16 protein-coding genes and 1 tRNA gene are annotated in these 25,606 nt (G+C 74.2%); 6 read left to right on the top strand and 11 right to left on the bottom strand.

Annotated features, from left to right (window positions below; all coding sequences use genetic code 11):
• Window positions 1-8: 8 nt before the first annotated feature.
• Window positions 9-863, top strand: a complete 855-nt coding sequence (locus BLU55_RS17485; protein ID WP_091732364.1) for an SDR family NAD(P)-dependent oxidoreductase — start codon at window positions 9-11, stop codon at window positions 861-863.
• On the opposite strand, the gene BLU55_RS17480 is transcribed toward BLU55_RS17485, so the two are convergent.
• The 5 genes from BLU55_RS17480 to BLU55_RS17460 form a co-directional block, all read right to left on the bottom strand.
• Window positions 860-1,288, bottom strand: coding sequence for a CBS domain-containing protein (locus BLU55_RS17480; protein ID WP_157682933.1), 429 nt, complete (start codon window positions 1,286-1,288; stop codon window positions 860-862). The genes BLU55_RS17485 and BLU55_RS17480 overlap by 4 nt on opposite strands.
• 70 nt (window positions 1,289-1,358) lie before the next feature.
• Window positions 1,359-2,897, bottom strand: coding sequence for a hypothetical protein (locus BLU55_RS17475; RefSeq protein ID WP_091732358.1), 1,539 nt, complete (start codon window positions 2,895-2,897; stop codon window positions 1,359-1,361).
• 9 nt (window positions 2,898-2,906) lie between these two features.
• Window positions 2,907-7,832 carry a hypothetical protein gene (locus tag BLU55_RS17470; protein WP_091732355.1) on the bottom strand — a complete coding sequence of 1,642 codons (4,926 nt, stop codon included), beginning with the start codon at window positions 7,830-7,832 and terminating at the stop codon, window positions 2,907-2,909.
• Entirely contained in the window at window positions 7,829-10,675 is a 2,847-nt protein-coding gene (locus BLU55_RS17465) for a hypothetical protein (protein ID WP_091732352.1), read from the bottom strand. The genes BLU55_RS17470 and BLU55_RS17465 overlap by 4 nt, the downstream gene beginning before the upstream one ends.
• Entirely contained in the window at window positions 10,675-13,917 is a 3,243-nt protein-coding gene (locus tag BLU55_RS17460) for a DUF6603 domain-containing protein (protein ID WP_091732349.1), read from the bottom strand. Before BLU55_RS17460 ends, BLU55_RS17465 begins: the two co-directional genes overlap by 1 nt.
• 212 nt (window positions 13,918-14,129) lie before the next feature.
• Between BLU55_RS17460 and BLU55_RS17455 the strand changes: the two genes are divergently transcribed.
• The 3 genes from BLU55_RS17455 (at window position 14,130) to BLU55_RS17445 (ending at window position 16,559) form a co-directional block, all read left to right on the top strand.
• Window positions 14,130-15,542: an MFS transporter gene (locus BLU55_RS17455; protein WP_157682932.1), complete on the top strand. Its 1,413-nt coding sequence runs from the start codon at window positions 14,130-14,132 to the stop codon at window positions 15,540-15,542.
• Window positions 15,543-15,621: 79 nt separating this feature from the next.
• Window positions 15,622-16,191, top strand: coding sequence for a dihydrofolate reductase family protein (locus BLU55_RS17450; RefSeq protein WP_091732345.1), 570 nt, complete (start codon window positions 15,622-15,624; stop codon window positions 16,189-16,191).
• 104 nt (window positions 16,192-16,295) lie between these two features.
• Window positions 16,296-16,559, top strand: a complete 264-nt coding sequence (locus BLU55_RS17445) for a metal-sensitive transcriptional regulator (protein ID WP_091732343.1) — start codon at window positions 16,296-16,298, stop codon at window positions 16,557-16,559.
• Between the two features lie 46 nt (window positions 16,560-16,605).
• On the opposite strand, the gene BLU55_RS17440 is transcribed toward BLU55_RS17445, so the two are convergent.
• The 3 genes from BLU55_RS17440 to BLU55_RS17430 form a co-directional block, all read right to left on the bottom strand.
• On the bottom strand, window positions 16,606-17,793 hold the full coding sequence (locus BLU55_RS17440) for a VOC family protein (RefSeq protein ID WP_091732341.1): 1,188 nt from the start codon (window positions 17,791-17,793) through the stop codon (window positions 16,606-16,608).
• Window positions 17,794-17,859: 66 nt separating this feature from the next.
• A tRNA-Met gene (locus BLU55_RS17435) sits at window positions 17,860-17,933 on the bottom strand.
• A gap of 117 nt (window positions 17,934-18,050) precedes the next feature.
• The gene (locus tag BLU55_RS17430) at window positions 18,051-18,542 is read right to left on the bottom strand and encodes a hypothetical protein (protein WP_091732338.1); all 492 of its coding nucleotides are present in this window, start codon (window positions 18,540-18,542) and stop codon (window positions 18,051-18,053) included.
• Between the two features lie 84 nt (window positions 18,543-18,626).
• Between BLU55_RS17430 and BLU55_RS17425 the strand changes: the two genes are divergently transcribed.
• Window positions 18,627-19,139 (top strand): thioesterase family protein, encoded by a 513-nt coding sequence (locus BLU55_RS17425; protein WP_157682931.1) that lies wholly within the window; start codon window positions 18,627-18,629, stop codon window positions 19,137-19,139.
• Complete coding sequence (locus BLU55_RS17420; protein ID WP_197681034.1) at window positions 19,136-20,698, top strand: adenylate/guanylate cyclase domain-containing protein; 1,563 nt, start codon at window positions 19,136-19,138, stop codon at window positions 20,696-20,698. The genes BLU55_RS17425 and BLU55_RS17420 overlap by 4 nt, the downstream gene beginning before the upstream one ends.
• Before the next feature lie 269 nt (window positions 20,699-20,967).
• On the opposite strand, the gene BLU55_RS17415 is transcribed toward BLU55_RS17420, so the two are convergent.
• Genes BLU55_RS17415 through BLU55_RS17405 form a run of 3 tightly spaced genes read right to left on the bottom strand, consistent with a single transcriptional unit; the run spans window position 20,968 to window position 25,600 of the window.
• Complete coding sequence (locus BLU55_RS17415) at window positions 20,968-23,991, bottom strand: UPF0182 family membrane protein (RefSeq protein WP_091732333.1); 3,024 nt, start codon at window positions 23,989-23,991, stop codon at window positions 20,968-20,970.
• Window positions 23,988-24,539, bottom strand: a complete 552-nt coding sequence (locus BLU55_RS17410) for a PPA1309 family protein (protein ID WP_197681033.1) — start codon at window positions 24,537-24,539, stop codon at window positions 23,988-23,990. Before BLU55_RS17410 ends, BLU55_RS17415 begins: the two co-directional genes overlap by 4 nt.
• Window positions 24,536-25,600 carry a YlbL family protein gene (locus tag BLU55_RS17405; RefSeq protein ID WP_091732329.1) on the bottom strand — a complete coding sequence of 355 codons (1,065 nt, stop codon included), beginning with the start codon at window positions 25,598-25,600 and terminating at the stop codon, window positions 24,536-24,538. The genes BLU55_RS17410 and BLU55_RS17405 overlap by 4 nt, the downstream gene beginning before the upstream one ends.
• Between the last annotated feature and the right edge of the window lie 6 nt (window positions 25,601-25,606).

Below are 25,606 nucleotides of genomic sequence, written 5' to 3'. Positions count from 1 at the left end.
GTCGCCCCATGAGCAGCAGCAGCGTGCAGGGCAAGGTCGTCGTCGTCACCGGTGCCGGCAGCGGCATCGGCCGCGAGCTGGCCGTCGAGCTGAGCCGTCGGGGAGCCCGCGTGTCGGGCTGCGACGTGGACGAGGCGGGGCTGAAGGAGACCGCCACCCGCACCCGCGGCGAGCTCCACACCGCCGTGGTCGACATGGGCGACCGCGAGGCCGTCACGGCGTACGCCGCGGAGGTCGCCGCCCACTTCGGCGTCGTCCACCAGGTGTTCAACAACGCCGGCATCGCCTTCAACTCCTCGGTGCTCGACAGCGAGTGGTCCGACTACGAGCGGGTGCTGCGGGTCAACCTCAACGGCGTCATCCACGGCACCCAGGCGTTCCTGCCCCACCTGCTCGCCTCCGGCGACGGCCACGTCGTCAACGTCTCCAGCCTCAACGGCTACCTCGCCCAGCCCGGGCTGTCGCACTACTGCGCCGCCAAGTTCGCCGTGCGCGGCTTCACCGAGACGCTGCGCTCGGAGATGCTGCTGGAGGGGCACCCGGTCAAGGTGAGCGTCGTCCACCCGGGCGGCGTCGCGACGGCCATCTCCTCCAACGCCCTGGAGTGGGCCCGCGCCACCGGCCGCGAGATCACCCCGGCCCACGAGGCCCGGCAGCGCACCTACACCGAGAAGCTGCTCAAGCTCCCCGCCGACAAGGCGGCCCGGATCATCGTCGACGGCGTCGAGAAGGGCCGCGCCCGGATCCGGGTCGGCAACGACGCCATCGCCGTCGACCGCCTGGTCCGCCTCGCCCCCGCGACCGCGACCAGGGTCGCGGTGATGCTCGAGCGCCGGCTGCTCAGGAGCGAGCAGCAGGCCTAGGAGCCGGCGCGCTCGGCGACCCGGGCGGCCACGCCCGCGTCGGTGCAGAACCCCGCGCCGCTGCGCTTGAGGCACAGCAGCCCCACCAGCTCACCCGTGTCCGTGACGACGGCGCGGCGACGCTGGCCCGCCGCCCGCATCTCGTCGTGCGCCGCGTCCAGCGCGACGTCCGGCGCAACGGTGCGTCCGGCCGTCGTGGCCACCGCGAGGGCGGGGCCGTCGTGCGGCGCGGGCGCCAGGTCCTCGCGCGTCACCGTCCCGAGCAGCCGGCCGTCCTCGACGAGCAGCAGCAGGTGGACGTGGGTGTCGACCAGGATGTCGCGCGCATCGGCCAGGGTGGTGCCGCGTCCGTGGACGTGGGGCCGCGTGACCATCGCGTCGGCCACGCGGCGCCCCGCGAAGGGGGCGTTGCCCGTGCTGGTCACGCCACCCCCTCGAGCGGTGCGGCTCCCCATGAGCCCACGCCGCCATCGTGCCAGGCCGGCCCGGGCAGGCTCAGCCGGGCGGCCCCGGCGGGGTCCTCGCCTCCTCCATGACGTCGAAGCGCAGCGTCCGGGCGGGGGGCGCCAGCGACGGTCCTCGCCGGCGCTCCAGCCAGAGCACCGGTCGTCCGTGGAGGTCACGGGCCAGCGACCAGCGCCGGGTGAGCTCGATGCCGTTGCTGGGCACGGCGAGCGGGGCGACCTGGTGGCGCTCGAGCCCCTCGGGCGGCTGCAGGACGAGGGCCTGCGGGGCCGGCATCAACGTCGGCCGCTGCCGGGTCAGGTCGGCGAGGCGGCGCTGCACGAGCCGGCGCGGACCCTCCTCGTCCAGGGTGTACGGCGTCCACCAGGGTCCGATGCCCTGCGCGGGGACGTAGGCGTACTCCTTCGCCTCGCGGCTGTCGCCGGACGGCGCACCCTCGTTGAACGCCGGGCCGGTCGGCCGGTCCACGACGCGCGAGTCGACGTCGCGGCCGTCGACCACCCGCTCCACCGCCCACAGCAGGTTGGACTGCTCGTCCAGACCGAGCTGCACCCGCTCCACCGGCGCGCTCTCCAGCGGCAGCTCCGCGACGTGCCAGAGCACCAGCTCCTCGGGCGCGAGGCCGGCGTCGCCCGGCGTCACCGGGTCGACCGCGAACAGCGTCCAGTCCTCCGGCGGCCGCAGCCCGGCGTGCACCGTCTCGTCGTACGAGCGCCCGAAGGAGTCGCGCACCTGCAGCGACTCGATGGCCACCACGTGCCCGGCTGCGGCCAGCACCGGGAGGAGGAACCAGTCGTCGCCGTGGGAGAAGATCAGGTCGGTCAGCAGCGCCGTGGCGGCGTGCGCGCTGTCCGGTGGGTAGCCGCCGAGGTCGACGTCGGCGTTCTCGATCTGCCACCACCGCGTGTTCGGTGCCCCGGGATAGCCGAGCGGGGTCGGGATCGCCTCCCGCTCCTCCCCCACCTCCAGGGCGACGGGCGGGCCGGCGTCCACGGAGTGCCAGTCCAGCCGGCCGCCGCGGTGCCGGCGCACGGTCAGCGCCTGGCCGGACGCGCTGAACGACCTCGCCTCCGTCTGGTCGTAGAGCAGCTGCTCGCCGTCCCAGTCGGGCGTGCTGTCCGGTGGGACGTCCTCCGGGAACGCGTCGGGCGCCAGGCCCAGGGCGACTCGCGCGCGCCACACCAGCAGGCCGTCGGGGGCACCCTCGAACTGCTCGTACGGCGGCGGTGGACGACGCAGCAGCAGGGCGGGGTCGAGCGCCAGACCGAGGAAGCGACGCCCGATCCGCACCCGCCGTCCCATCGTCCACCAGTCGTCGACCTCGGACTCCACGATCGCCTCGGCCGGGACCTCGACCGGGTCGAAGCGGGGGTCGGCGGCGGCGATCGGTCGCTGCCGCAGCCGGTAGTCGACCCACACCGGCGAGGAGGCGTTCTCGCCCTGGTGCTCGCCCATCTGCCACTGCCGCGCCAGGAACCACACGGGGTCCTGCACGGCTGCGGCGAAGCCCTCGGCCAGGTTGCGCTCGTGCGGACGCGGCTCCAGGCGCAGGTGGGCGGTGACGGTCATCGACGCTCCTCAGGTCGTGAACAGCGGGTAGGGCTCGAGCCGGACCCGGGACGGGCCCGACGACTGCAGCCAGGTCGTCGGGGCGAGCGACTGCAGCTCGCCCAGGTCCTCCAGGTGCGCGGTCCGGGCGTGGGCCAGCTCGCGGGTCTCGACCAGGACCTGCAGCAGCAGGTCCTCCTCGAGGCGCTGCCGCACCACCGGGGGCACGGCGAGCAGGATCGCCTGCGGTGCCCGAGCGGCAGGCGCGTTGAAGCCGAAGGCGGCCGACGTGCTGCGCTGCGGCATCGGGACCGCCTCGGAGAAGCTGTCCACCAGGCCGACGGCGACGCGTTCGCCGGCCCACGCGCCGGGAGTGCCGTAGGCCGCGACGAAGCGCCGGTCCACCTCCAGGTCGGTGACCGAGGCCGAGGACCGGGTCGCGAGGTTGGCAGCCACGGTCGCGGTCAGGAACGGGTCGCCGGGCGCGCTCGACCAGGCGTCCAGGGGCGTGTCGAGGCCGAGCTGCAGCGCCTCCAGCCGGGCCAGCGCGGGGCGTACGGCGGCGACGACCGTCAGCCAGGACTCGTCGAGGTCCTCTGTCGCCCCGACCTCGAGCGCGGTGTCACCGATCAACGACGTCCGGCTCCAGCTGGCCGTGATGCCGAGCGTGCCGTCGGGCAGGGCGAGGTCGGCCAGCGCCCCGGCGAGGGTGGGCACGCCGTCGGGGTGCTGCACGCGCTTGCGGTCCTCGTGGTCGTCGAGCGGCGCGCCGAGGTCGGCGACCGGGGCCAGGTCGGCCGGCTGCGGGGCGTCGTCGAGCCGCTTCTGCAGCACGTCGGCGACCGCTGCGGCCAGGTCGGGCGCCGGGGTCGCGTCGGGGGACGGGGGCCGGTCGAGCAGTGCGGCCCAGAGCGCGTCGGCGTCGGCGCGCCGGCTGACCGGCGTGATGCCCCAGGCCAGCGCCCGGCGCAGCAGTCCCGGCCGCGAGACGTCGTCGGACGCGCGCAGGGCCGCGACCAGGTCGCGGCCGGCGACGTGCAGCGCGGCGTAGCGGTCGGCCAGCTCCTGGTAGACCTCGGCGTCGATCGCCTGCTGCGCCACGGGGTCCTGCACGACGTCGCGTCCTGCGGCGGGCCGGTTGCCGAGCGCAGCGGCGAGGTGCTGCGTGCGCAGGTGCTCGCCCGGCGGCGTCACCTCCGGGTCGACGACGCCGACCGCGAGGCGCACCCGGCGGTGCAGGGCGTCGACGTCGAGCGCGGTCACCTCCTCCGGCGTCGCCCCGAGCGTGCCCACGTCGGCCAGCCCGAGCAGGGCGCCGTGCGCATCGGTGACCACCCACAGCCGCAGATCGGCCGGCACCGCCTCCTGGACGCTGCTGTCGGCGGGCGCCGCGAGGTGGTCGCGGACCAGGGTGACCACGTCCTCCGGCGGCATCGCGGCCAGCGTCGCCGGGAGCACCTCCAGCTCGACGCGGTGCACGCGCCCGAGCTCGGCTCCCGCGGCGTCGACGACGAGCCACTCCCGGTTGTGGTCCTCGACCAGCACCGGCTCCGGCAGGTCGAGGTGGCGGCGCACCAGCTCGGCCAGGAGCTCCTCCGACAGCGCGAGCGTGTCGGTCGGGGTCAGCCGCAGGTCGGCCAGCGTCACCTGTCCGACGGCCGAGGAGTCGTCGCGGTTGCTGACCCGCCAGGTCCACGCGTCGCCGACGACGTCCTCCACGAAGGCGGCCAGCGACGGGTCCGCGAGCCGGACCGGCCCGGCGTCGAGCGGGACGTCGTCGAGGTCGACGTGCGGCACGGTCGCGAGCACCAGGCTCTGCACCTGGTAGCCCGACGGCGGCGTGCGCAGGAACTCGAAGGTGGGCGGCCGCGAGAAGCCGGCGGCCGCGTCCATCGTCTCCGCCGCCCGGTCCACCTGCCGCCCGACCAGCTGCACCACGCCGTCGGCCACCAGCAGGTCGCCGTAGGTGTCGAGGGCGTCGTGCAGCGTCTGCAGGGCCCTGGTCTGGTCGGCGTCGAGCGGGAAGGCGGGGTCGCCCGCGAGCAACCCGGCCAGGGCGTCGATGCCGTTGCAGACCTCGTGCGGGTCGCGGCGGTCGGGGCGCATGGCGTAGGTCGGGCTGGTGCGCAACGCCTTCACCTGCTGGTGGTTCCCCACCACGTGCTCGACGTGCCGCCCGACGATCTCGTAGACGTGGAAGCCGAGCCGGACCTCGTCGGCGATCTCCTCGGCCAGCCGCGCCCTGGCCGAGCTGATGTCCATCTGCCACGGGTTGCGGCCGCCCTCGCTGGTGGCCGCCTCGCGCTCCGAGGAGAGGAACTTGTCGCGGAGGACGACGGCCGCGAGCGTCTGGTCGTACGACGGGGTGTGCAGCCGTCCCGCGCCGGTCGGACCGGGCTCACCGAGGAACGGCCCGTCCACCCACCCGTAGGCGCCGAGCCGGTGGGCGTGCCGGTCGCTGCTGCTGTGCGCCTGCAGCCGCTGCCAGGCGAAGCCGGTGACCCACGGGTCGATCCGGTGCGCGGAGCTGTCGATCGTGGCCCGCAGCGCACGCTCGAGCTGGAGCCGTCGCGCGTCGGGGATCGTGAGGACGAAGCGCTCCTCGCCGGTGTCGGGGTCGCGGTCCTCCACGTTCCAGTCCGGCTGGTCGAGCTCGGAGGTGATCGCGCGCGTGGCCTCGACCTGGCCGCGCAGCACCCGCAGCGCCTCGTCGCCGCCGACCTGGCCGCGCATCCAGTCGGCGTCGATCTGCATCGCGTGCGTCAGCAGCCGGATCAGCAGGCTGTCGGGCAGCGACCGCAGCTGCCACTCGCTGCCGCGCTCGAGCACCCACCAGGTCGCGAACACCTCGCTCAGGTCCATCGGCCGGTCGGCGTCGAGCAGCAGCGACAGGAACCGGGTGATCCGGACGCGGCCGCCGACCTCGCGGTTCTGCACGCGGTGCAGGGTGCGCCGCGGCCGCACCAGCGGGAGCCGGCTGCGCCGGGAGTGGCCGTTGGTGAGGTAGGTCGTCCCCGGCACCGTGCCCACCAGGTCGATCACCCGGCCGTAGAGCGTGCGGGCCAGGTCGCCGAACTCCGCCAGGGCGTCGGGGCCGAGCTGGTAGGGCGTCGCCCACGCCTCCACCGGCAGGAACGACCGCTGGGAGTAGCTGCGGCTCGACGCCTCCCGGCTGAGCAGCTCCATGAACCGCTCGGTGCTCGCGCCGACGACGTTGCCGTCCCGGCGTGCGGCGGCCGCCCACTCGCCGCGCAGCGCGGCCAGCGCCTTCGCCATGCCGTCCTCGACCGCGAGCTGCTCCCCGCTCTGGGCCGGGTCGGCCGCCTGCCACAGCGACAACGCGGTCGTCGGCAGCAGGCCGTAGGGCTGGTCGCCGATCCGCAGCGGCATCAGCGGACCCTCCGGGGCGAACCGCGCCTCCGTCAGCACGACGGTCGGGTCCTCCGGATCACGGTGCAGCACGTCGCGGATGTCGGCCGGCGACGGCACCCCGTCGTCGACGGGCGGGAAGGCCCACCGGTTGACGCGGAAGGCGTCGTCGGGCCTCTCCCACAGGTCGGCCAGCCAGTGCCCGAGCAACGGCGGCCAGAGCGCCTGCGCCATCCGCTTGCTGTCCTGGGTGTCGTCGGGGACGCCGGCACCGGGGAAGGACGGCAGCACGCCGTTCGACCCCGTGAGGTGCTGCTCGATCGTGCGTCCGACGGTGTCGTCGCGCGTGCCTGCGAGCCGGGCCCGCGCCACCGAGCGCCAGCCGTCGGCGTCGAGCGCGAGGTCGGCCGCGGGCGCGCCGTGCACGGTGTTGGTGGGCGCGCCCAGCCGGAGCACGCCGAGCTCGCCGGCGTCGACCTGCGCCCGCAGGTGCTCGTCGGGGGTGTCGTCGCCGAGGCCCAGCACGAACAGCGCGTCCAGCGACTCCGGCGTGACGCCGACGTCGAGCAGCCACTCGCCGCCGAGGCCCACCGCCACGGCCGTGGTCCACGAGGACCACCAGGCCTCGCGCGCGGTGTCGGCCTGGTCGGGCAGCGCGATCACCAGCGCGTCGGGGTCGATCGTGGCGTCCGGGTCCATCGGCAGCCGACCGACCGGGAGCCGGTCCTGGTCGCGGGTGACGGCCCAGACGGTCAGCTGCGCGGGCAGCCCCCCGATCCGGTTGGGCTGCGGCGCCTCCGGCATGCCGGCGGGCGGCTCGACGACGAGGGCGTCGCCGTCCACCACCGGCTCGAGCACGGTCAGCAGCCAGGCCGCCCGCTCGGGTGCGACCTGCCGGCAGAGCTGGGCCCACGCGACCCCGGCGGCGTCGGAGTCGAGCCAGGCCGGGTCGAACGCACCCGGTCGGCGCGCGGCGGCCCAGAACCTCCGGACGCCCGCGAGCTCACCGGCGCTGACGTGGGCGTCGTCGCGGCGCACCGAGGCCTCGTCGGGCACGACCCGCAGCGACAGCTTCCACCGGTCGGGGTCGTCGTTGAGCTCCGTCGCGGGCCCGTCGAAGAGCGTCTCGAGCCGCAGCGGCAGCAGCACGCCGACGTCGTCGAGGGGATAGACCCGGTCGCCCTCCAGCCAGTCCGCCAGCGCTGCGTGCACCAGCTCGGTCACCACCGCCTCGTCGCCGTCGACCGCCTCGCGCACCCGGTCGAGGTAGCCGACCGGGGCGGGCCCGGGCCCCGAGCCGAGCGCCTCGACGGCCGAGGCCTGCGCCTCGTCGAGCAGCGGCGCACCTCCCAGCGCCGCCGTCACCGGATCGCCCCCGACAGCCGCCAGCAGCGACCCGGCCACCTCGCTGGTGCGCCACAGCCAGTCGGCCGTGACCACCAGCAGGGTGCGGTCCGCCACGGCCCAGCCATCGGTGGCGAGGGCCTCCCGCTCCCGCTCGAGACGCCCCCGGGACGCGTCGGGCGGCAGGGCGGCGAGGGCCTCGGCGACGCGCGGCGCCCGCAGGTCGCGATAGGTGAAGGTCATCCGGCCAGCCCCGCGTCCTCGAGCGCCTGGCCGCTGATCGCGACCCGGGTCGGCTGGTCGAGCGCGGTCCTCGCGACGGTCGCGGCGCTCGTGGTGTCGAGCGGCTGGTCGTTGCGGAAGCGCAGCTCGGCGGGCGGCTCGTCCAGCACCAGCCAGTACTGCTCCAGCGTGCTGGGCGTGACGTCGAAGGTGAAGAAGGTGAGCTCCGGCGTCAACGTCCCGGTGAAGACCGGGCCGACGTGCTCGCGGTCCCTGCGCCAGGCCTCGGGATCCGGGGTGCCCGGCGGCATGTCCAGCTGCGGCGGCGACGTCAGGCGCTCGGTGAGGACGGCGTCGTCCGTGTCGTCCTCGACCAGGTAGACCAGCGTGGACGGGTAGCGCCGGAACAGGTCGCTGCGGAAGACGACCACCAGCCGGCTGCCGTCCGGGTTGGCGGGGTCGTGCGGCTTGATCGTCTGGTGGCTCAGCGCACCCACCGGGTCGTCGGGCGCCGTGGCCCACTCGGCGAGCGGCTCGATGTCGGCCGAGCGCTGCTGCGTCGTGTGGTCGACCTGGCCCCAGAACATCCGCAGCGGCGTGCAGGTGCGCGCGACCGCGAGGTCGCGCCAGCGCATCTCGCTCATGAACTGCGTGTTGATCCCCACCATGAAGGCGTCGACGAACGTCGGGTTGGTCTGCAGGGCGGTGACGGAGTCCTGGTCGAGCGAGTCCGCCCCCGGCAGCAGCCACTCCCGGTCGTGCTGCTGGAGCAGGCTCCAGGTCGGGAAGTCGAGCCCGATCGGGAACTCGGTCGGCACCAGCGTCGAGCAGTCCACGCCGACCAGCCGGCTGCACAGCCGCACCTTGGCCGGCGGTCGCGGCCCGCGCGGGTCGACCGCCTGCGACACGATGCCGGACAGGCCGACCAGGTCGATCGGGCGCACGGTCTCGGTGTCCGGGCCCGGCGAGTGGTCGACGATGACCTCGCACGGGAAGCCGCGTCGGCGCTGACCGACCAGCTCGCGGCAGCGGCGACCGGCCATGCAGTGCCGGATCGCGTCCCGGACCAGGTCGTCCAGCTGCTCGCGCGCGCCGTCGTCGGACAGCACCTGCCCGAGGAACGCGAACAGGTCGTTGCCGGTCTGGCCGCCGATCCACGTCAGCATGCCGCTGGCGCTGCAGGGCAGGTCGCGCTCGCGCATCCGGGCCTCGAGCCGGTCCTGCAGCTCGGCGAACAGCGGCTCGGCCAGGTCCCGGCGCAGCTGGACCGGGTCCTCGCCGCTGCGGACGCCGTCGCGGTACTTCGCACGGAAGTCGTCGAGCAGCTGGTCGAGCTCGGCCATCACCTCCTCGAGCCACGTGTCGTCGATCTCGAAGAGCTCCTCGATCGTCGGCAGGCCGAGCTGCGCGGCGACGGCGTCGACGTGCGGCACGCCGTCGGGCGCGCGGTCGGCCGGCTGGTCGGGCTGGTTGGCCCACGCCAGCGCCCCCGTGCGGTCGACGCCACCCCCGGCGAGGTGGCGGGTGGTCGCCGTGCGGTCGCGGAGCAGTCGGTGCGCGGCGCTGGAGAACTGGCCCGGCACCAGCGGGCTGGTGTCGGAGGTGACCCGGTCGAGCACGGTGCCGCCGCCGGCCGCGGGCATCCGGGCGGTCATCGGGCCGAGCAGCGCGAGGCGTGCGTGCGGGTCGGTCGGCAGCCGCCGGTCCCAGAGCCGACCGCCGGCCAGCAGCCCCAGGGCCAGGAATCCGATCCGCTGTCCGGCCTCGCGGAGCGCGCCCGCCTGAGCGACGGCCGCGTCCATCAGCGCCTCCTGCGCCTCGACGCCCATCTGGACCCCGAGGCCGGTGCTGCCGCGGAACCGCGGGTCGTCGTTGAGGTCGTGCGGCCAGCCGACGGGAGCGTCGTCGGGCTCGGGCAGCCAGGGACGGCCGTAGTGCGGCAGCCCGATGGTGCCCTCGATCTCGTCGTCGAGCAGGTCGAGGTCGCTGGTGACGGCGGCGAGCAGGTCGGGCTGCACCGTCTCGGGCTGCTGCAGGGAGGTGATCGCACCGCGGACCTCCAGCGTGGCGTCGATGTCGACGCCGTCGGCGGGGACCTGGCGCCGGTAGTGCAGCCGGGCCTTGCCGACGTCGTGCGCCGGCGGCACCGTCAGGGCAGCGGCCAGGGTCTCGAAGTCGCCGGCCTCCGCGGTCCAGAACCGCCAGCTGTGGAAGGCCGGCAGGCTGCCGCGGGCGCCGGGCTGCAGCACTCCCGCCGCGGTCCACATCGGCTGCCCGGCGTCGTCGAACGTCGGCACCAGGACGGCGACGTGCTCCCGCTGCGGCTGCAGGCCGACGGGCTTCCCGTCCGCGCCCGGCTCGGTCCCGCGCGGCGACACGATCCGGGCGATGGTCTCCCCGGAGCCGGCCTGCTGGGTGTGCGCCCAGCGGTAGGACTGGGCCAGGTCGTGCGCGACCAGCACGCTCGGCTCGACGCGGGTGACCGTGCCGCCCTCGACGACCAGCTCCTCGACGGTGCCGACCAGGAGCGCCAGCCACGGGGCGAGCCGGTCGCCGGCGGCCAGGACCGGGCTGTAGCGCCAGGGCAGGTCCGGGTCGCGCAGGTCGAGGTGCACGAGCTTGGTGGTCTCGGCGTCGCGGACGTACGGCGCCGGCGCCATGTGCCTGATCGCGCCCGGCTTGAGGCCGCCGACGTCGGCCGCGGCCATCAGCGTGAAGGGCGCGTCGCCCGTGGCGGCCTGCCCGGTGTCGGTGTCGGTGAGGGTCAGCGCGAGCTTGCCGGCGAGCCGCGGGCCGACCCGCGTCGCCCGGTCGAAGACCTCGTTGCGCTGCCAGCTCGCGAAGTGCAGCTGGTCGTCGGCCATCAGACCACCCCGCTCAGGTCGAGCGCCGGCACGGCGGCGGCGACGCTGACACCGCCGTGACGCCGGGTGGCGGCGAAGGCCTGCGCCTCGTTGAGCTGCACGGCGACCGGTCCGCCGCCCTGCGCGGCGTGCACGTCGAAGGTCTCCTGCTTCACGGCGACCTCGGCCGGTCCGGGGGTGAGCACGGCGCCGGCCGCTCGCTCGCCGAGCAGGGCGGCCAGCGCCGCACCGACGTACATCGTGCTCACGATCGGGATCTTCGTCCGCACCGGCAGCGTGACCAGGTGGAGCGTGATCGCGGTCGACTCCACCGTGCTGCGGCGGACGTCGAGCGCACCGACCCGCAGGCCGGACTGCTGCTCCACGAAGCGGCTGGTGTTGAGCGCCTCGGAGTCGCCCATCTCCAGGTAGGTGCCGACCCCGAACCAGTCGCGCTCGGGCGTCTCCAGCCCGGCGCCGAGGCCAGAGGTGATCTGCAGCGTGTGCCAGCCGTCGAGGACGACGCCCTCGACCTTCTGGATCGCCAGCGCGAGGGGTGCGCGCTTCTGCTCCCAGACCAGCTGGCCGACCGGCGAGACGAGCGTGGCGGTGCCGTCCTGGGGCGCGAGGACGACGGCCGGGTCCTCGCCCTCCATGCGCAGGTTGTCCGGGGCGCTGAGCTCCTGGCGGAGGTGGTCGGGCAGGTTCGGGATCGTCACGACGTGCTCGGGCGGGTTGCTGCTGAGCTCGAGGGTGACGTTGCCGGACACCTTGACGAACAGCAGCCGCACGCTGGCGCGGGCCTTGAGCACCAGCGGTCCCGGGCCGCTGAGCTCGCCGCTGACGTGCACGCTGCACAGCGAGACGCCGGCGACCTCGACGTCGAAGCCGGCGTCGACGGAGGCCACGAACCAGAACGGCTTGAACTGGATCAGCGCGTCGAAGCCGAACCAGCCATGCGCGGAGATCGGGCCGATCTCGATGCCGGCCTCGGTGCGCGATCCGAGCTGGAAGGTGGTGGAGGTGATCGCGAGGTACATCTCCTGCTTGAGCCAGACCGGGCCGAGCGAGACCGAGACGCCGACCCGCGCGACCTGGGGCAGCTCCATCGCCCCGGGGTGGAACGACGGGTGGAAGCCGCCGACGGTGAACAGGAAGTAGCCGTTGGCGCCGTAGGAGATCCGCAGCGCCACGCCTCCGGTGATCCGGAAGATGCCGAGCACGTGGGAGTTGACGAGCGCGGCGTCGAAGAAGACCAGCGACTTCGTCAGGTCGACGCCGCCGACGAAGTCCATCCGCAGGTAGACCAGCGCGAACTCCTCCGAGCCCAGCACCAGTCGCGCCGACCCGGCCAGGAAGATCTTCCGCGGCCCCGGCAGCTCGATGAAGACGCCCAGGTCGAGCTTGAGGATCGAGGCCCAGTTGAGCTGCAGCGTCGGGCCGACCAGGAAGACGCCGGCCTCGTCGGGGAAGAACCGCGCCATGTCGCCGAGCAGCTTGGGCGCGTTCTTCATCGGGTCGTCGTTGAACAGCACGTCGCCGGCGGCCCCGCTCGCGAGCCGCTCTCGCAGCACGTCGGTGTCGGCCCGGCGGTTGACGCCGACCAGGCCGCCGAACCCCGAGATCGCGAAGCCGAGGCCGAGCTGCACGCCGGGCAGCGGCAGTCGGATGCCGATCAGGACGACGACCGACGGGTCGCCGCTGGGCAGCGCCTCGTAGAGGCCGTAGGCGAACGCGCCCACACCGAGGATCTTCAGCTGCAGACCGCCGGCGAACTCCCGGTCGCTGATGATCTGGAGGAAGCCGCCGCCGTCGACGGGACCGGCGTCCAGGCTGAGCCCGATCCCCTGCGGAGGGAGCAGGCCGCCGGTGCCGGTGGTCCAGCGCCCGATCCAGGCGCCAGCGCCGTCCATCACCGCGGACAGCGGGCCGAGCTCCGCGCTGGCGCTGTAGCGGAAGAGCACCCGGAACAGCAGCCGGCCACCGTCGAGGGCGACGTCGAGGTGCGTGACCACCTGGTCGAGCTCCACCCCCGCGCCCGCGCCGCCGATGCGCAGGTCGATCGGCGTCGCGAACTCCATGCTGAGCCCGATCCCGGCGCCGACGTCGGACTGGCCGGTGAGTCCCTGGCCCTGGGCGTAGGTCACGCGCACGTCGGAGCGGAACCGCAGCACCGCGGGGACGTCGAGGCCGAAGCTGATGAAGCCCAGGAAGTCGGGCTCGAGCACGAACTCGATGCCGTCGAGGGCGACGACCACGTCGAACAACGGGCCGCTGGTCCGCAGCTGCAGCCCGAACCGGACCGCCCGGACCGCGAGGTGGGTGCCGGCGACGTCGCCGACCAGCAGTGCGTCGGCGTCGGCCGGCTGCTTGCCGACGAATAGCCCGAGCTCCGCGCGGGGCACGGCCAGGTCGAGGTGGTCGGCGTCGAAGCGGAGCCGGTGGTGCTGGTCGCCGGTGCCGACCGGCACGAAGGACAGCACCCAGCCGCCGCCGAGGTCGACCTGCTCGGCCGCGAGCGCGGCGACGTCCACGAGGTGCAGGTCGATGGCGAGGTCCCGCAGCCGGTCGTACGCGTCCGGGCCGTCGAGCGTGATCGACCCCGCGGTGCCCTCCGGCGCCGCCGGTCCGGCCGCGGCCTCGAAGTCGTCGAGGTCGAAGTCGTCGGGGATCGGCAGCGGCAGTCGGACCGGCGAGTTCACCAGGGTGTCGACCAGGGCGAGCAGCTCGTCGGAGCTGATGCCCGGCGTGCCGTCGAGAGGCAGGCCGGCGAACCCCTGCTGGCGGTACTCCAGCTCGAGCAGTGCCTGCGGGGAGCTGACGAGCAGCAGCACCAGCACCTGCAGCGCCTTGACGTCCTCGAGCTTCTGCACCTTGCCCAGCAGCAGCCCCAGCGCCGTGCTCCCGGGGTCGGAGAGCAGGTCGTCGAGCCTGTCCCTGCGGATCCGGAAGGCCGACGGAACCGTCGTGTCGCCCGGGTCCCACTCGACCTCGACCACCCCGACCAGCGTCAGCGTCTCGGCCAGGCGCGGCAGCGTCATCTGGACCGCGCGCACCACCAGGGTGTCGCGGAGCCGCTCGTCACCGACGAGCGCGCGGAGCTGGGCGACCCACCGGTCGATGCCGGCACCACTGGGGTCGACGCTGACCGCGGTCAGCTGGTCGATCCGCGGGCCGAAGGTGGCGATGAGGGCCGGGGGCGGCGGGTCGCCCTCGAGGCACCGCTTCAGCAGGTCCGTGACGGACTGGAGGACGTTGGCCACCCCGCTCACCCCTCACGGAACGCTGCGGCGCGGTCGCGTCTCGCAATGCGCCTGCTCGCGCACTATCGACCCGTCTCACATGCTGGCGCAAGGCCGGGATAGCCCACCCCGCGGGCGGGTGGGTGACCAAGTCGGGCATGTCCGGACCTCACGCCCCGACGAGGTGGGGACCGGGCCTGGCACCGCCGAGGCGGGTCGCCGAGACTCGCGGGATGAGCGCCGAGGAAGCGACGACCCGGCTCCGCAGCGAACGGGCACGCGTCCTGCTGCTGGCGGGCTCGCTGCTCTCGATCGAGCTGCTCGCGGGGATGCAGCGCTACCTCTCGCAGACCGTGCTCCCGCTGATGGCCGCCGACCTCGACGGCCGTGATCTCTACGGCCCCCTGGACGCCGCGGCGCAGGCGCCGATGTTCCTCATGATGCCGATCGGCGCCTGGCTGCTCTCGCGCTTCCGGGTCGGTCGGCTGATGCTCGCCTTCACGCTGCTGACCGTGCTCGGCGCCGTCCTGTGCGCGCTGGCTCCGTCGGTCGAGGTGTTCGTCGCCGGGACCGCGGTGCGGGCCCTGGCCGCAGGAGCGCTGGCCACGATCGGCCTCGGGGCGATCAGCCGGGGGTTGCCGGCCCGCCATCGCCAGCTCGTGCTCGCGGGCATGTCCGGGGTGTGGGTGGTCTCCTCCGTCCTGGGTCCGGTGTACGCCGTGGCCGTCTCGTCCGCGCTCGACTGGCGGTGGGCGATGGTGCTCTACCTGCCGCTGCTCGTGCTGGCGCGCACCCTGGTCGCCCGGTCCGTGCCCGAGCGCTCCGAGGGGGTGCCCCACGAGCCGGCGCCCTGGGGATGGTCGCTGGCCCTGGCCGGAGGCTCGGCCGCGCTGTCGCTGCCCGTCGGCGCCTGGTCGGGGGCCGCGCTGGTGCTGGGGGCGGCGGTGGTGCTGTGGGCCACGCGGGCGCTGCTGCCCGGCGGCGTCATCGGCGCGCGCGAGGGACGGCGCGCGGCGCTGGGCGCCCTCGGGGTCACGGCATCGGTCTACTTCGGCGCGTCGATGGTCCTCTCCGTGGTCGCCCACGACGCGCTCGGGCTCTCGGCCGGCCGGTTCGGCGTCGTCATCGCCGCACCGGGCTTCTGCTGGGCGCTCACCGGGCTCTGGTGCGGCGCCCACCCGGCCGCCGACCAGGCGGCCCTGCGTCGTCGCGTCGTGCCCGCCGGCGCCGTCGTCACCGCGGGGGTGGTCGTCCTGCTCGCGACGACCACGACCACGACCGCCCGCGACCCGGGACCGGCGCTGGCCGGGCTGCTCGTCGGGGGCGCCCTGCTCGGGCTCGGCATGGGCTCGCTCTACCCAGACCTGCTGGGACGCCTCCTCACCCGACCGGAGGCCGGCGACGGCATCTCCGAGGACCGGATGGCGGCCGCGGTCGTCCTGGCCGAGACGGTCGGCATGGCGCTGGCGACGACCACGGCCTTCACCTGGCTCGGCACGGGCCTCGGCCTCGTCGAGGACCCCCTGGCCCGGGCCCGGGTGCTGTACGCCGCGCTGCTGCCGCTCGCCGCGCTGATGCTGCTCCGGCTGGCCGCCGCGACCCGGTCGCCGACCGACGGGGACCCGGCGATCGGGGCCGACCGATGAGGACGGCACCCGGGGTCGGTCTGCACCAGCGCGAGCCACGCCGACCGGGGCGTGACCGCGACCGGGGACCGGAGGACACGTGGGACGGCTCGTCTACTCGATGATCACCTCGCTGGACGGGTACGCCGTGACGGCCCCGGGTGACGACGGCGGCCTGGGCTTCGGGGCCGAGGACGACGAGGAGGTCCACACCTTCATCGGGGAGACCTTCCGCGACGTCGGGACCTATCTCTACGGCCGCCGGATGTACGAGACGATGGTGTTCTGGGAGACGGCCCACGCGCTCCCGGACGTCCCGGCCCACATCGCTCGGTTCGCCCGCGACTGGCAGGCCGCCGAGAAGGTCGTGCACTCCACGACGCTCGAGGAGGTCGCGAGCGCCCGCACCCGGATCGAGCGGACCTTCGACCCCGAGGCCGTGCGCCGCCTCAAGGCGACCAGCGACCACGACCTGACGGTCGACGGGCCCACCCTGGCGGCGCAGGCGATCCGCGCCGGACTGGTCGACGACTACCACCTGTTCGTCACCACCACGGTGGTCGGCGGCGGGACCCGCTTCTTCCCCGACGGGGTGCGCCTCGACCTCGAGCTGGTCGAGGAGCGGTCGTTCGCCAGCGGGGTGCTGCACGCCCACTACCGGGCCCGCTAGGGCCGACCGACCACCCCGGCGCAGGTGGGTGTCCGACGCCGTCGCCTCTTCGTCCGAGATACCTACGGGGGTATCATGGCACCTCCTCGTCCCCAGGAGTCCCGATGGAGCTCGACCCGACCCGGATGACCCCGGTCGTCAACCGCATCAAGCGTGCCCAGGGCCAGCTGGCCGGCGTGCTGCGCCTGCTCGAGGAGGGCCGCGACTGCGAGGACGTCGTCACCCAGCTCGCGGCGGTCTCCAAGGCGCTGGACCGCGCCGGCTTCGCGATCGTCGCCACCGGGCTGCAGCAGTGCCTGACCCAGGGCGACGGCGTGGACGGGGTCGACGTGAAGAAGATGGAGAAGCTCTTCCTCTCCCTCGCCTGAGCACCGGGGCGATCTCGACCCCCGGGCCGGCAACCCTGGCGCGGTCTCACGGGCCGCCGACGACCTCCAGCTCGTTGCCCTCCGGGTCCGCGACCCGCCAGCGCCCGGGCGACTGGTCCAGCAGCCGGCCCCCGGCGGCCAGGGCCACGGCGACGCGGGCCTCGGCGCGGTCGGCCGGCACGGCGAGCTCGACGTGGCTGCGGTTGCGCTGGCGACGGCGCTCGCCGTCCGACGCGTCGAGCTCCTGGAGCACCACCACGGGGCCGAGCCGACGGGGGTCGTGGAGGTCGGTGACGCCGTCGCGGCGGTCCTCGACGTACCCCAGCACGGCGGCCCAGAATTCCCGGACCGCCGCCACGTCGGCGGCGTCGAGGAACAGCTGGACGAACCGCGCGAGGCCCGGCTCGGGCACCGCCCCCAGCTCGCGAGCGGCAGCCTGGAGCCGTGCCGCGAGGTCGACGACGTCCACCTCGAGACCGTGGGCGTCGGCCTCCGCCTGGTCCTTGCCGCTGTCGAGCACCACCAGTCCGGGACGCAGGTCGACGAGCAGCGGGAAGCCCGCGGCGTCGGCCAGCGCCGCCGCCGCGCCGACCAGGTCGCCCTGCTGCGCCACCGAGGTGGTGCGGTAGCAGGCGATCGCGCTGAACACCGCCTGCCAGTCGGACGTCGCGTCCCCCTCGCCGAGCGGCCCGCCCGGCACCAGGTCGACCTCGTTGCCGTCGGGGTCGGCGTGGCGCACGCCGTAGGGTCCGGACGCCTCCCCCGGGCTCACCGCCTCGACGACGGCCGCCGGCCGCACGACGTCGAGGTGCAGCCGGTTACGCAGCGGCCGCGGCTCGTCCGCGCTCCGGACCCGCAGGCCGGGGTCGCGTCGCAACGGGTCCACGAGCCCGCCGTCGGCGGTCGGCACGTGGTCGAGCACGCCCTGCCAGAACGCCCGCGCACGCTGCGGGTCCGGGGACTCCAGCACCACGTCCACCTGCTGCAGGACGTCGGGGTCCGGGGCCAGTCCGAGCTCGCGGGCCGCGACCGAGACCGCCTCCGCGCGCTCCTGCAGGTGGTCGTCGGGGTCGAGGCGCACCCGCAGCCCGGTCGCCCGCAGGTCGACCAGGGCATCGCCCGAGAGCTCCACCACCCGACGGGCCAGCCCGGCACCCTCGCTCAGCGAGGGCGCGTCGAACCACGCCGTCGCCACGTCGTCGACCAGCCGCCAGTCCGTCCCGAGAGGTGCCATCTCGGCACTCTAGGTCCTGGGGACGACAGAAGGCCCGGACCAGTCGGTCCGGGCCTTCGTCATCTGTAGCGGGGGCAGGATTTGAACCTGCGACCTCTGGGTTATGAGCCCAGCGAGCTACCGAGCTGCTCCACCCCGCGTCGGTGAACACCACGTTACCGGCCCCCCGTCCCCCGCACCAAATCGAGGTGCCCCCGAGAGCCCGGGGCGCTGCGTGACGGTGGTCACTCCGGGCTCCGGCGCGGCCCCGGCCGGGGTCAGGACAGGACGAGCACCAGGACCAGGACCAGCAGCGCCAGGGCGAGGACCGGGGCCAGGACGGCGATCGCCACGCCCTGGGCGACGGCGGCCTTCTCGACCCGGGGCGGCTCCGTCCCGTCGTCGTCGCCCTCCGTGGCGGGCGGTGCGCCCGGGGTGGAGGCGGCTGCGGCCGGCTCCGGGGTCGGGGCCGCGCTCGGGGGCAGCCGCACCGGCACGACCGGGTCCAGCTCCCTGACCTCGACCACGAGGTCGCCCGCGGGGCCGCCGCGACGGCCGGGTGCGCCGTACCCCTCGAAGACGTGGCGCCCGACGGCGTCGACCGTGCCGACCTGCTCGCCCGTCACGTGGTCGACCACGACGGCTCCGGCCCGCAGCGTGGCGGCGTCGAAGAAGTGGGTCTGGTGGACGTCGTGGCCACGGCGCGAGGGGCCGGAGGACCGGCCGCCGGGGCGGTCGGAGGAGCGACTCGTGCGGGGGGCCTCGGACATGCCGCCAGCCTGCCCCACGCGCCCACACCCCGACCAGACGGGATAGCGGCGCGGAGCGACCCCGGACCCGTCATGATGTACGCCGTGCGCGCTTTGCCCGACTTCGCCGAGGTCACCCAGCTGGTGGCCGCGCCGCGCCGCCGCGTGCCCGGTGAGCTCGCCGACGGCAACGGGCACATGAACGTGCGCCACTACCTCGCGATCCTCGACGACGCGGAGTGGACGACCTTCGACGCCTTCGACGCGGGGTCGGCCGCCGCGGAGGCCGGCACCGGAGGGATGTTCGCCCTGGAGCAGCTGCTGACCTACCGCCACGAGGTGCTCGTCGGCGCCGAGGTCCAGGTCCACCTGCGGCTGCTGGAGCACGACGGGCGGATGCTGCACCTGGTCAGCTACCTCGTCGACCACACCCACGACCGGGTGGCGGCGAGCATGGAGTCGCTCGAGGCGTACGTCGACCACGGCACCCGCCGGATCTCGCCCTTCCCCGACCGCGCCGTGCGCGAGCTGGACCGCATCGTCGCCGCGCACGCGGCCCTGGACTGGCGCCCCGAGCTCTCGGGCGCGATCGCGCTGCCGCCCCGTCGGTCCTCGTGAAGCGGCCGCACCTGGGCGCCCCCACCGGAGGCGCCTACGGGTCGGTCCTGCTCGGACCCGCCCAGCAGCGCCCCCGCCGGTTGCGGGTGCGCGTGCAGCTGCTGCTCACCGTGCTGCTCGTCGGCACCAACGTCATCGGCGCGGGCATCGTGTTCGTGCTCTCGGCCCTGGTCATCCCGAGCCCGGCCGCCAACCGGGGGACGGTGCTGTCGCTGGCCATCGGCGTCCCGGTGTACGTCGTGGTGGCCGTCCTGGTCGGCGCCTCCTGGGGCACCGCCGGGGCGCTGCGGTCGCTGCGCTGGGCCACCCGCGAGGACGAGCAGCCCACCACCGAGCAGCGCGTCGAGGCCTTGGGCGTGCCGTGGTTCCTCACCAAGGTGCAGGCCACGCTGTGGGCCGCCGCGACGCTGCTGTTCACCCTGCTCGCCGTGGTGGTGCAGCCCGAGCGGGCGATCACCACCGCCTTCACGGTCGGCATCGCGGCCCTGGTGGTGACCGCGATCGCGTACCTGTTCAGCGAGTTCGCGCTGCGCCCGATCGCCGCCCGCGCCCTCTCGGGCGAGGAGAAGCTCCAGGTCCGCCGGGTCGGCGTACGCCGCCGGATGCTGCTCTTCTGGGGCCTGGGGACCGGGGCGCCGGTCGTCGGGCTGCTGTCGGTCGCGATCTTCTCGCTGACCCTGCGCCAGGGCGAGGTCACCCTGACCCGCCTGGCCGTGGTGATCCTGGCGCTGGGCGGCGTCGTGCTGGTGTTCGGCTCGCTCGTCACCTGGCTCAACGCCCGCGCCGTCGTCGCGCCGATCCTCGCGGTCCGCAACGCCATGGAGCGCGTCGAGGCCGGCGACCTCGACGGCGGGGTGCAGGTCTACGACGGCACCGAGCTCGGCCAGCTCCAGGCAGGGTTCAACCAGATGGTCGCCGGGCTGCGCGACCGCGAGCACCTGCGCGACATGTTCGGCCGCCACGTCGGCCGCGAGGTCGCCGAGGCGGCCGCCCGCGGCGAGGTCGAGCTCGGCGGCGAGACCCGCGTGGTCTCGGTCCTGTTCGTCGACATCGTCGGCTCCACCGAGCTGGCCACCGAGAAGGACCCGGCAGCCGTCGTCGAGCTGCTCAACCGCTTCTTCGCGGTCGTGGTCGAGGTCGTCGACGAGCGCGGCGGCCTGGTCAACAAGTTCATCGGCGACGCCGCGCTGGCCGTGTTCGGCGCCCCCGTCGAGCTCGCGGACCACGCCGGCCGGGCCCTGGCCGCGGCCCGCGAGATCGCCGCCCGGATCGCCGAGGAGGTGCCCGAGCTCAAGGCCGGCATCGGCGTCTCCACGGGCGAGGCGGTCGCCGGCAACGTCGGCGACCGGACCCGCTTCGAGTACACCGTCATCGGCGACGCCGTGAACTCCGCCGCCCGCCTCACCGAGCTCGCCAAGGACGTCGACGGATGCGTCCTCGCCTCGATGGCCGCCGTCGACGCCGCCTCCGACGACGAGGCCGGGCGCTGGCAGGAGCACGACACCGTCACGCTGCGCGGTCGGCGCACCCCCACGACGCTGGCGGTCCCGCGGGGCTGAGAGGCGGCGTGGCGGCGCGGCGGCGCGGCGGCGCGGCGGCGGGGCGGCGGGGCGGCGGGGCGGCGGGGCGGCGCATGTAACGCTCCGTTACCCGCGGCGTACACCCGTCGGGGAGGGCACTCGGACACAGCAACGGCGCGTTGCATGCGGCGGGACGGCGTACGGCGCCACGGCGGTCGACTTGACGGGCAGAACTGCCCGCCGGCGCCCGGATTGTCGGGCTCGGAGGGCAGTTTCCCCGGTCGACCGGGGAAACTGCCCTCGCGCGTCTAGTTGTCCCCGGACCCCGAATCGGACCCGGACCCCGAACCCGAGCCCGAGCCGGACCCCGACCCGGTCCCCGCCAGCGCCCGCTGGACGAGCGCCTTGGCCTCGTCGACGGCGGTGGCGTAGCCCTGCAGGTCGCCGTCGGTGAGCGCCTTGTCGGCGTCGGCGAACTTGGCGTCGGCCTGCTGGAGCAGCTGGAGGGCGTCGTCGGAGAGGTTCGTGCCGCCCGAGCCGCCCGAGCCGCTGCCCGCGCCGTCGCCGGAGCCGCCGGAGTCGCCGCCGGTGGAGCTGCCGCCGCCGTTCTCGACGATGTTGGCCAGCGCCTCCGACAGGGTGCTGCCGATGCCGACCTCGTTGCCGAAGGACGCCACGACGTAGCGCAGCAGCGGGTAGGTGCCGTCACCGCCGCTGCGCTCGGTGTAGAGCGGCTGGACGTAGAGCAGGCCGCCGCCGACCGGCAGGGTCAGCAGGTTGCCGTACTGGACGTTGGCGTCGGCCTGGATGAACGGCCGCAGCGCCGCCGCCACGCGGGTGTCGTTGGCGAAGTTGTTGGCGATCTGCTGGGGGCCGTCGACCCGGGTGCCGGGCAGCCGCAGGATCTGGAACTTGCCGTAGGTGTCGGGGTCGGACGCGTCCGCGCCGACCGACATGAAGGCGGCCAGGTTCTGCCGGTTGCGGGGCACGTACGTCGAGGTCAGCGAGAAGACCGGGTCGTCCGCGCCGGGAGCCGCCACCGAGAGGCGGTAGGCCGGCTGCTTGCGCGAGGACTGGTCGTCCACCGGGTCGGTCGGGACGATCCACTCGTCGGAGCCCTCGTAGAAGGTGCGCGGCTCGAGCACGTGGTAGCGCGCGAGCATCTCGCGCTGCACCTTGAACAGGTCCTCGGGGTAGCGCATGTGGTCGAGCACCTCGGCGGGGATGTCGCCCTTGGCCTTGACGACCCCGGGGAACGCCTTCTCCCACGTCTTGAGGATCGGGTCGGACTCGTCCCACTCGTAGAGGGTGACGGTGCCGTCGTACGCGTCCACGGTCGCCTTGACCGCGTTGCGCATGTAGTTGATGTTGTCCGTCGGCAGCGTGGCGTACGTCGAGCGCGGGTTGATCGCGTCGGAGGTCATCTCCTCCAGCGAGTTCTTCTCCGCCTGCGGGTAGCGGTCGCTGGTGGTGTAGCCGTCGAGGATCCAGACCATCTTGCCGTCGACCACCGCGGGCAGGGCGTCGCGGTCGACGGTGAGCCACGGGGCGACCTTCTGCACGCGCTCGCGCGGGGAGCGGTCGTAGAGGATCTTGCTGTTCTCGTTGACCCGGCCCGAGAGCAGGATGTTGGCGTCGCCGAACTTCGTCGCGTAGAGCAGCTTGTTGAACAGGTTGCCGACCGCGACACCGTCCTTGCCGGCGTACGTCGTCGACGTGGAGCCGCCCGGGTCGTCGGTCGAGCCGCTCGGCACGTCGAGCTCGACGTCCTTGCCGCCGGGCGCCTTGCCGACGATGGAGTAGGTCGGGCTCTGCTCGCCGAAGTAGATCTGCGCGCGGTAGGAGCCGTCGGGCTGGGAGTCGCTGATCGCACCGGTGGGCGGCAGGTTCTCCTCGGCCCAGACCGGCTCGCCGCCGGTCGCGGCGGGCTCGTCCTGCGCGTTGCGCTGGTTGCCGAAGGCGCCGATGAGGCCGTAGCCGTGGGTGTAGACGGTCTTCTCGTTGGACCAGTTCTTCTGGCCGTCGGGGATGCCGGCGAGGTTCATCTCGCGGGCCGCGACGACCACGTCGCGGGTGGTCCCGTCGATGTCGTAGCGGTCGACGTCGAGCACGCCCGGCACGCTGTAGTAACCGCGCACCTGCTGCAGCTGCTCGAAGGTGTCGGAGACCAGCTGCGGGTCGACGAGGCGCACGCCCTCGGTGGTGGCGGCGTCGTCGGCCAGCTCGCTCTCGGACAGCTCGGTCGAGGCGTCGTACGACGTGGACTCGCTGTCGGCGATCCCGAACGCGCTCCGCGTGGCCTTGATGTTCTGCCCGATGTACGTCGACTCGCGGTCCGCCTCGTTGGGCTTGACCTGGAAGCGCTGCATCAGGCCCGGCCACACGCCGCCGAGCAGGACGGCGCTGACGGCGAACAGGGCCAGCCCCACGCCGGGCAGCAGCCAGGTGCGGCGCAGCACGTTGGCGAAGAACAGCAGGGCGCAGATGATCGCGATGAAGATGAGGATGGTCTTGCCGGGCAGCACCGCGTTGTAGCGGGTGTAGGTCATGCCCGTCACCAGGCCGCCGGCCTGGGAGGTCAGGTCGAACCGGTCGAGCCAGTAGTCGCCCGCCTTGAGCAGCAGGAAGACGCCGAAGAGCACCGAGAGCTGACCCACGGCCGCGCCGGAGAACCGGTCGCTGGCCGACTGCAGCCGGATGCCGCCGTAGAGGTAGTGCACCAGGGCCGCGAGCGCGAGCGAGGTGAACACCACGGCCATGAGGAAGTCGACGATGAAGTGCAGCCACGGGAGGCTGAAGACGTAGAACCCGATGTCGTGGCCGAAGTAGGGGTCGGCCCGGCCGAAGTCCTCGCGGTTGCGCCACAGCAGGTAGGTCCGCCAGGTGCCGGTGGCCGAGATGCCGGCGAAGACGCCGAAGACGACCGAGACGGCGACCAGCAGCACCCGGCGCAGCGGGGTGACGACCTCGCGGTAGCGCTCCAGGTTGGCCTGCTCCGGGGAGTGCGGGCGGAACATCGGCCGCATCCGGAAGGCCAGCCACAGGTTGAGCCCGACGGTCGCGGCCATGACGCCGCCGAAGACGAGGAAGAGCCCGACCCGGGTCCACAGCAGCGTGCTGAAGACGCTGCCGTAGCCGATGCTGCGGAACCACAGCCGGTCGGTCCAGATGCCCGAGAACAGCGAGAAGGCCACGACCACGGCACCGACGACGGCGATCGTCAGCAGCAGCGGCCGCGGCCGGCGCGGGCCCCGCACCGGCGCTCCGGGGGCGCCCCCGGAGGCTCGTCCCCCACCTGCGGCGGAGGGCTGGTCGGCGAAGAAGTCACTCATGTAGGTACGGGATCTCCAGCGTCGGGATCGAGGGTCGCGTGCAGCAACTCTAGAAGGGCGGGGACAAGGTCGGGTCCGGTCATCACGAGGTCGTCCTCGTCGTGGGCGCGCTGGCGGATGGCGCACCAGCTCTCGCCGCCGCGCAGCACACCGGCGACGATGCGGGCCTCCTCGCGGTCCGGGTGCTCCGAGGCGTACGCCGCGGCGGCCTCCGGGTCGGCCGGCACGTCGGCGCCGGCACCGGCCTCCGCGGGGAGGGTGGTGGCCTCGAGCACGACCGCGCAGCCGACCACCTCGGGCGGCCACAGGATGCTCGGCAGCAGCTCCTCGAGGCTGTCGGCGGTGGTCTCCTGCTCGACGGGCGTCAGGCCCCCGGGTGGGGTGTCCCCCTCCTCGCTCTCCAGGCCCAGCACGGCGGCCAGGTGGGGCTCGCGGGCCAGCAGGTCGGCGGTGTCGACGAGGGCGAACAGCTGCGCGGGCTGCTCCCAGCCGGCGCGGGCGGCGTGCAGCTCGACCTCGCGCACGACGTCCTCGAGCGGCCCGCTCACCGGGTGCACCGCGGCAGGTCGGCGTCCGGGTCGGCCGCCCAGGCCTTCACGTCGGAGATCGCGTCGTCGAGCGTGCTCACCTTCACCAGTCGCATCCTGTCGGGGTCGTAGTTGCCGCCGAGCGCCTCGGCGCAGTTGCCGGCGGGCACGAGGAAGAGCCGGGCTCCGTCGGCCTGGGCGCCGACCAGCTTCTGCTGGATGCCGCCGATCTCGCCGACGTTGCCCTCGGGGTCGATCTCGCCGGTGCCGGCGATCACCTTGCCGTCGGTCAGCGACCCCGGCGTCAGCACGTCGTAGATGCCCGTGGCGAACATCAGCCCGCCCGAGGGACCGCCGATGTTCTGGCTGATCTGGAGCTGCACGTCGAAGGGGAAGTCGAAGCAGCACTCCCCCACGCCGACCCGCACGGCGCTCGCCTGCGGGTCGTCCTCGGCGGCCACGGTGCGCATCCGCTCGGTGACGTCGCGGCCGTCCCGGCGCACCCGCAAGGCGACCTGGTCGCCCACGGGGACCGCGCGCACCGCGCGGGTCAGCTCGCCGATGCGGTCGACCGCGCGGCCGTCGACCGACAGCACCTGGTCACCGACCTCGAGCTTGCCGTCGGCGGGCCCGTCGGGCTGCACCAGCGAGATGCCGACGCCGACGTCGTAGCCGATCCCCAGCGCCTTCAGGGCCGCGGCCACGGCGTTCTCCTGCGAGGAGGTCATCTGTGCCGCGGACTGCTGGCGCACGCTGGAGCGGGTGTCGTCGCTGCCGTAGATCGCCTCGTAGGGGTAGACGCTGCGGTCGGGGTCGAGCCACGCCGACACCAGCTCGGGCAGCGGCACCTTCTGCTCCGGGCCGCTCGGCACGACGGTGACCAGTCGCAGGCCGCCGTCGTCGTCGTAGGTCTCGCGGCCGGTCACCTTGATGATCGGCTTGGAGTCGAAGTCGCCCAGCACGTTGACGGTCGGCCCGGGGGCGAAGGTCACGTAGGGCACGGGCTGGCGCCAGGCGACGACCGCGAGCCCCACCACGAGGGCGAGCGCGAGCAGGCTCGCGGCGGTGCGACGGCTCGGCATGGCGAC

Origin of the sequence: Nocardioides scoriae (genome assembly GCF_900104965.1) — a bacterium.
Classification (GTDB): Bacteria; Actinomycetota; Actinomycetes; order Propionibacteriales; family Nocardioidaceae; genus Marmoricola; species Marmoricola scoriae.
Note: the sequence above shows the minus strand (reverse complement) of the source record. Positions and strands in the feature narration are given on the sequence as shown.

What these genes read in the sequence shown, in the direction of transcription:
- BLU55_RS17415 (WP_091732333.1), bottom strand. Translation starts at nt 23,991, where the DNA reads ATGAGTGACTTCTTCGCCGACCAGCCCTCCGCCGCAGGTGGGGGACGA.
- BLU55_RS17445 (WP_091732343.1), top strand. Translation starts at nt 16,296, where the DNA reads ATGGAGCTCGACCCGACCCGGATGACCCCGGTCGTCAACCGCATCAAG.
- BLU55_RS17465 (WP_091732352.1), bottom strand. Translation starts at nt 10,675, where the DNA reads ATGGCCGACGACCAGCTGCACTTCGCGAGCTGGCAGCGCAACGAGGTC.
- BLU55_RS17405 (WP_091732329.1), bottom strand. Translation starts at nt 25,600, where the DNA reads ATGCCGAGCCGTCGCACCGCCGCGAGCCTGCTCGCGCTCGCCCTCGTG.
- BLU55_RS17475 (WP_091732358.1), bottom strand. Translation starts at nt 2,897, where the DNA reads ATGACCGTCACCGCCCACCTGCGCCTGGAGCCGCGTCCGCACGAGCGC.
- BLU55_RS17485 (WP_091732364.1), top strand. Translation starts at nt 9, where the DNA reads ATGAGCAGCAGCAGCGTGCAGGGCAAGGTCGTCGTCGTCACCGGTGCC.
- BLU55_RS17470 (WP_091732355.1), bottom strand. Translation starts at nt 7,832, where the DNA reads ATGACCTTCACCTATCGCGACCTGCGGGCGCCGCGCGTCGCCGAGGCC.
- BLU55_RS17440 (WP_091732341.1), bottom strand. Translation starts at nt 17,793, where the DNA reads ATGGCACCTCTCGGGACGGACTGGCGGCTGGTCGACGACGTGGCGACG.
- BLU55_RS17430 (WP_091732338.1), bottom strand. Translation starts at nt 18,542, where the DNA reads ATGTCCGAGGCCCCCCGCACGAGTCGCTCCTCCGACCGCCCCGGCGGC.
- BLU55_RS17455 (WP_157682932.1), top strand. Translation starts at nt 14,130, where the DNA reads ATGAGCGCCGAGGAAGCGACGACCCGGCTCCGCAGCGAACGGGCACGC.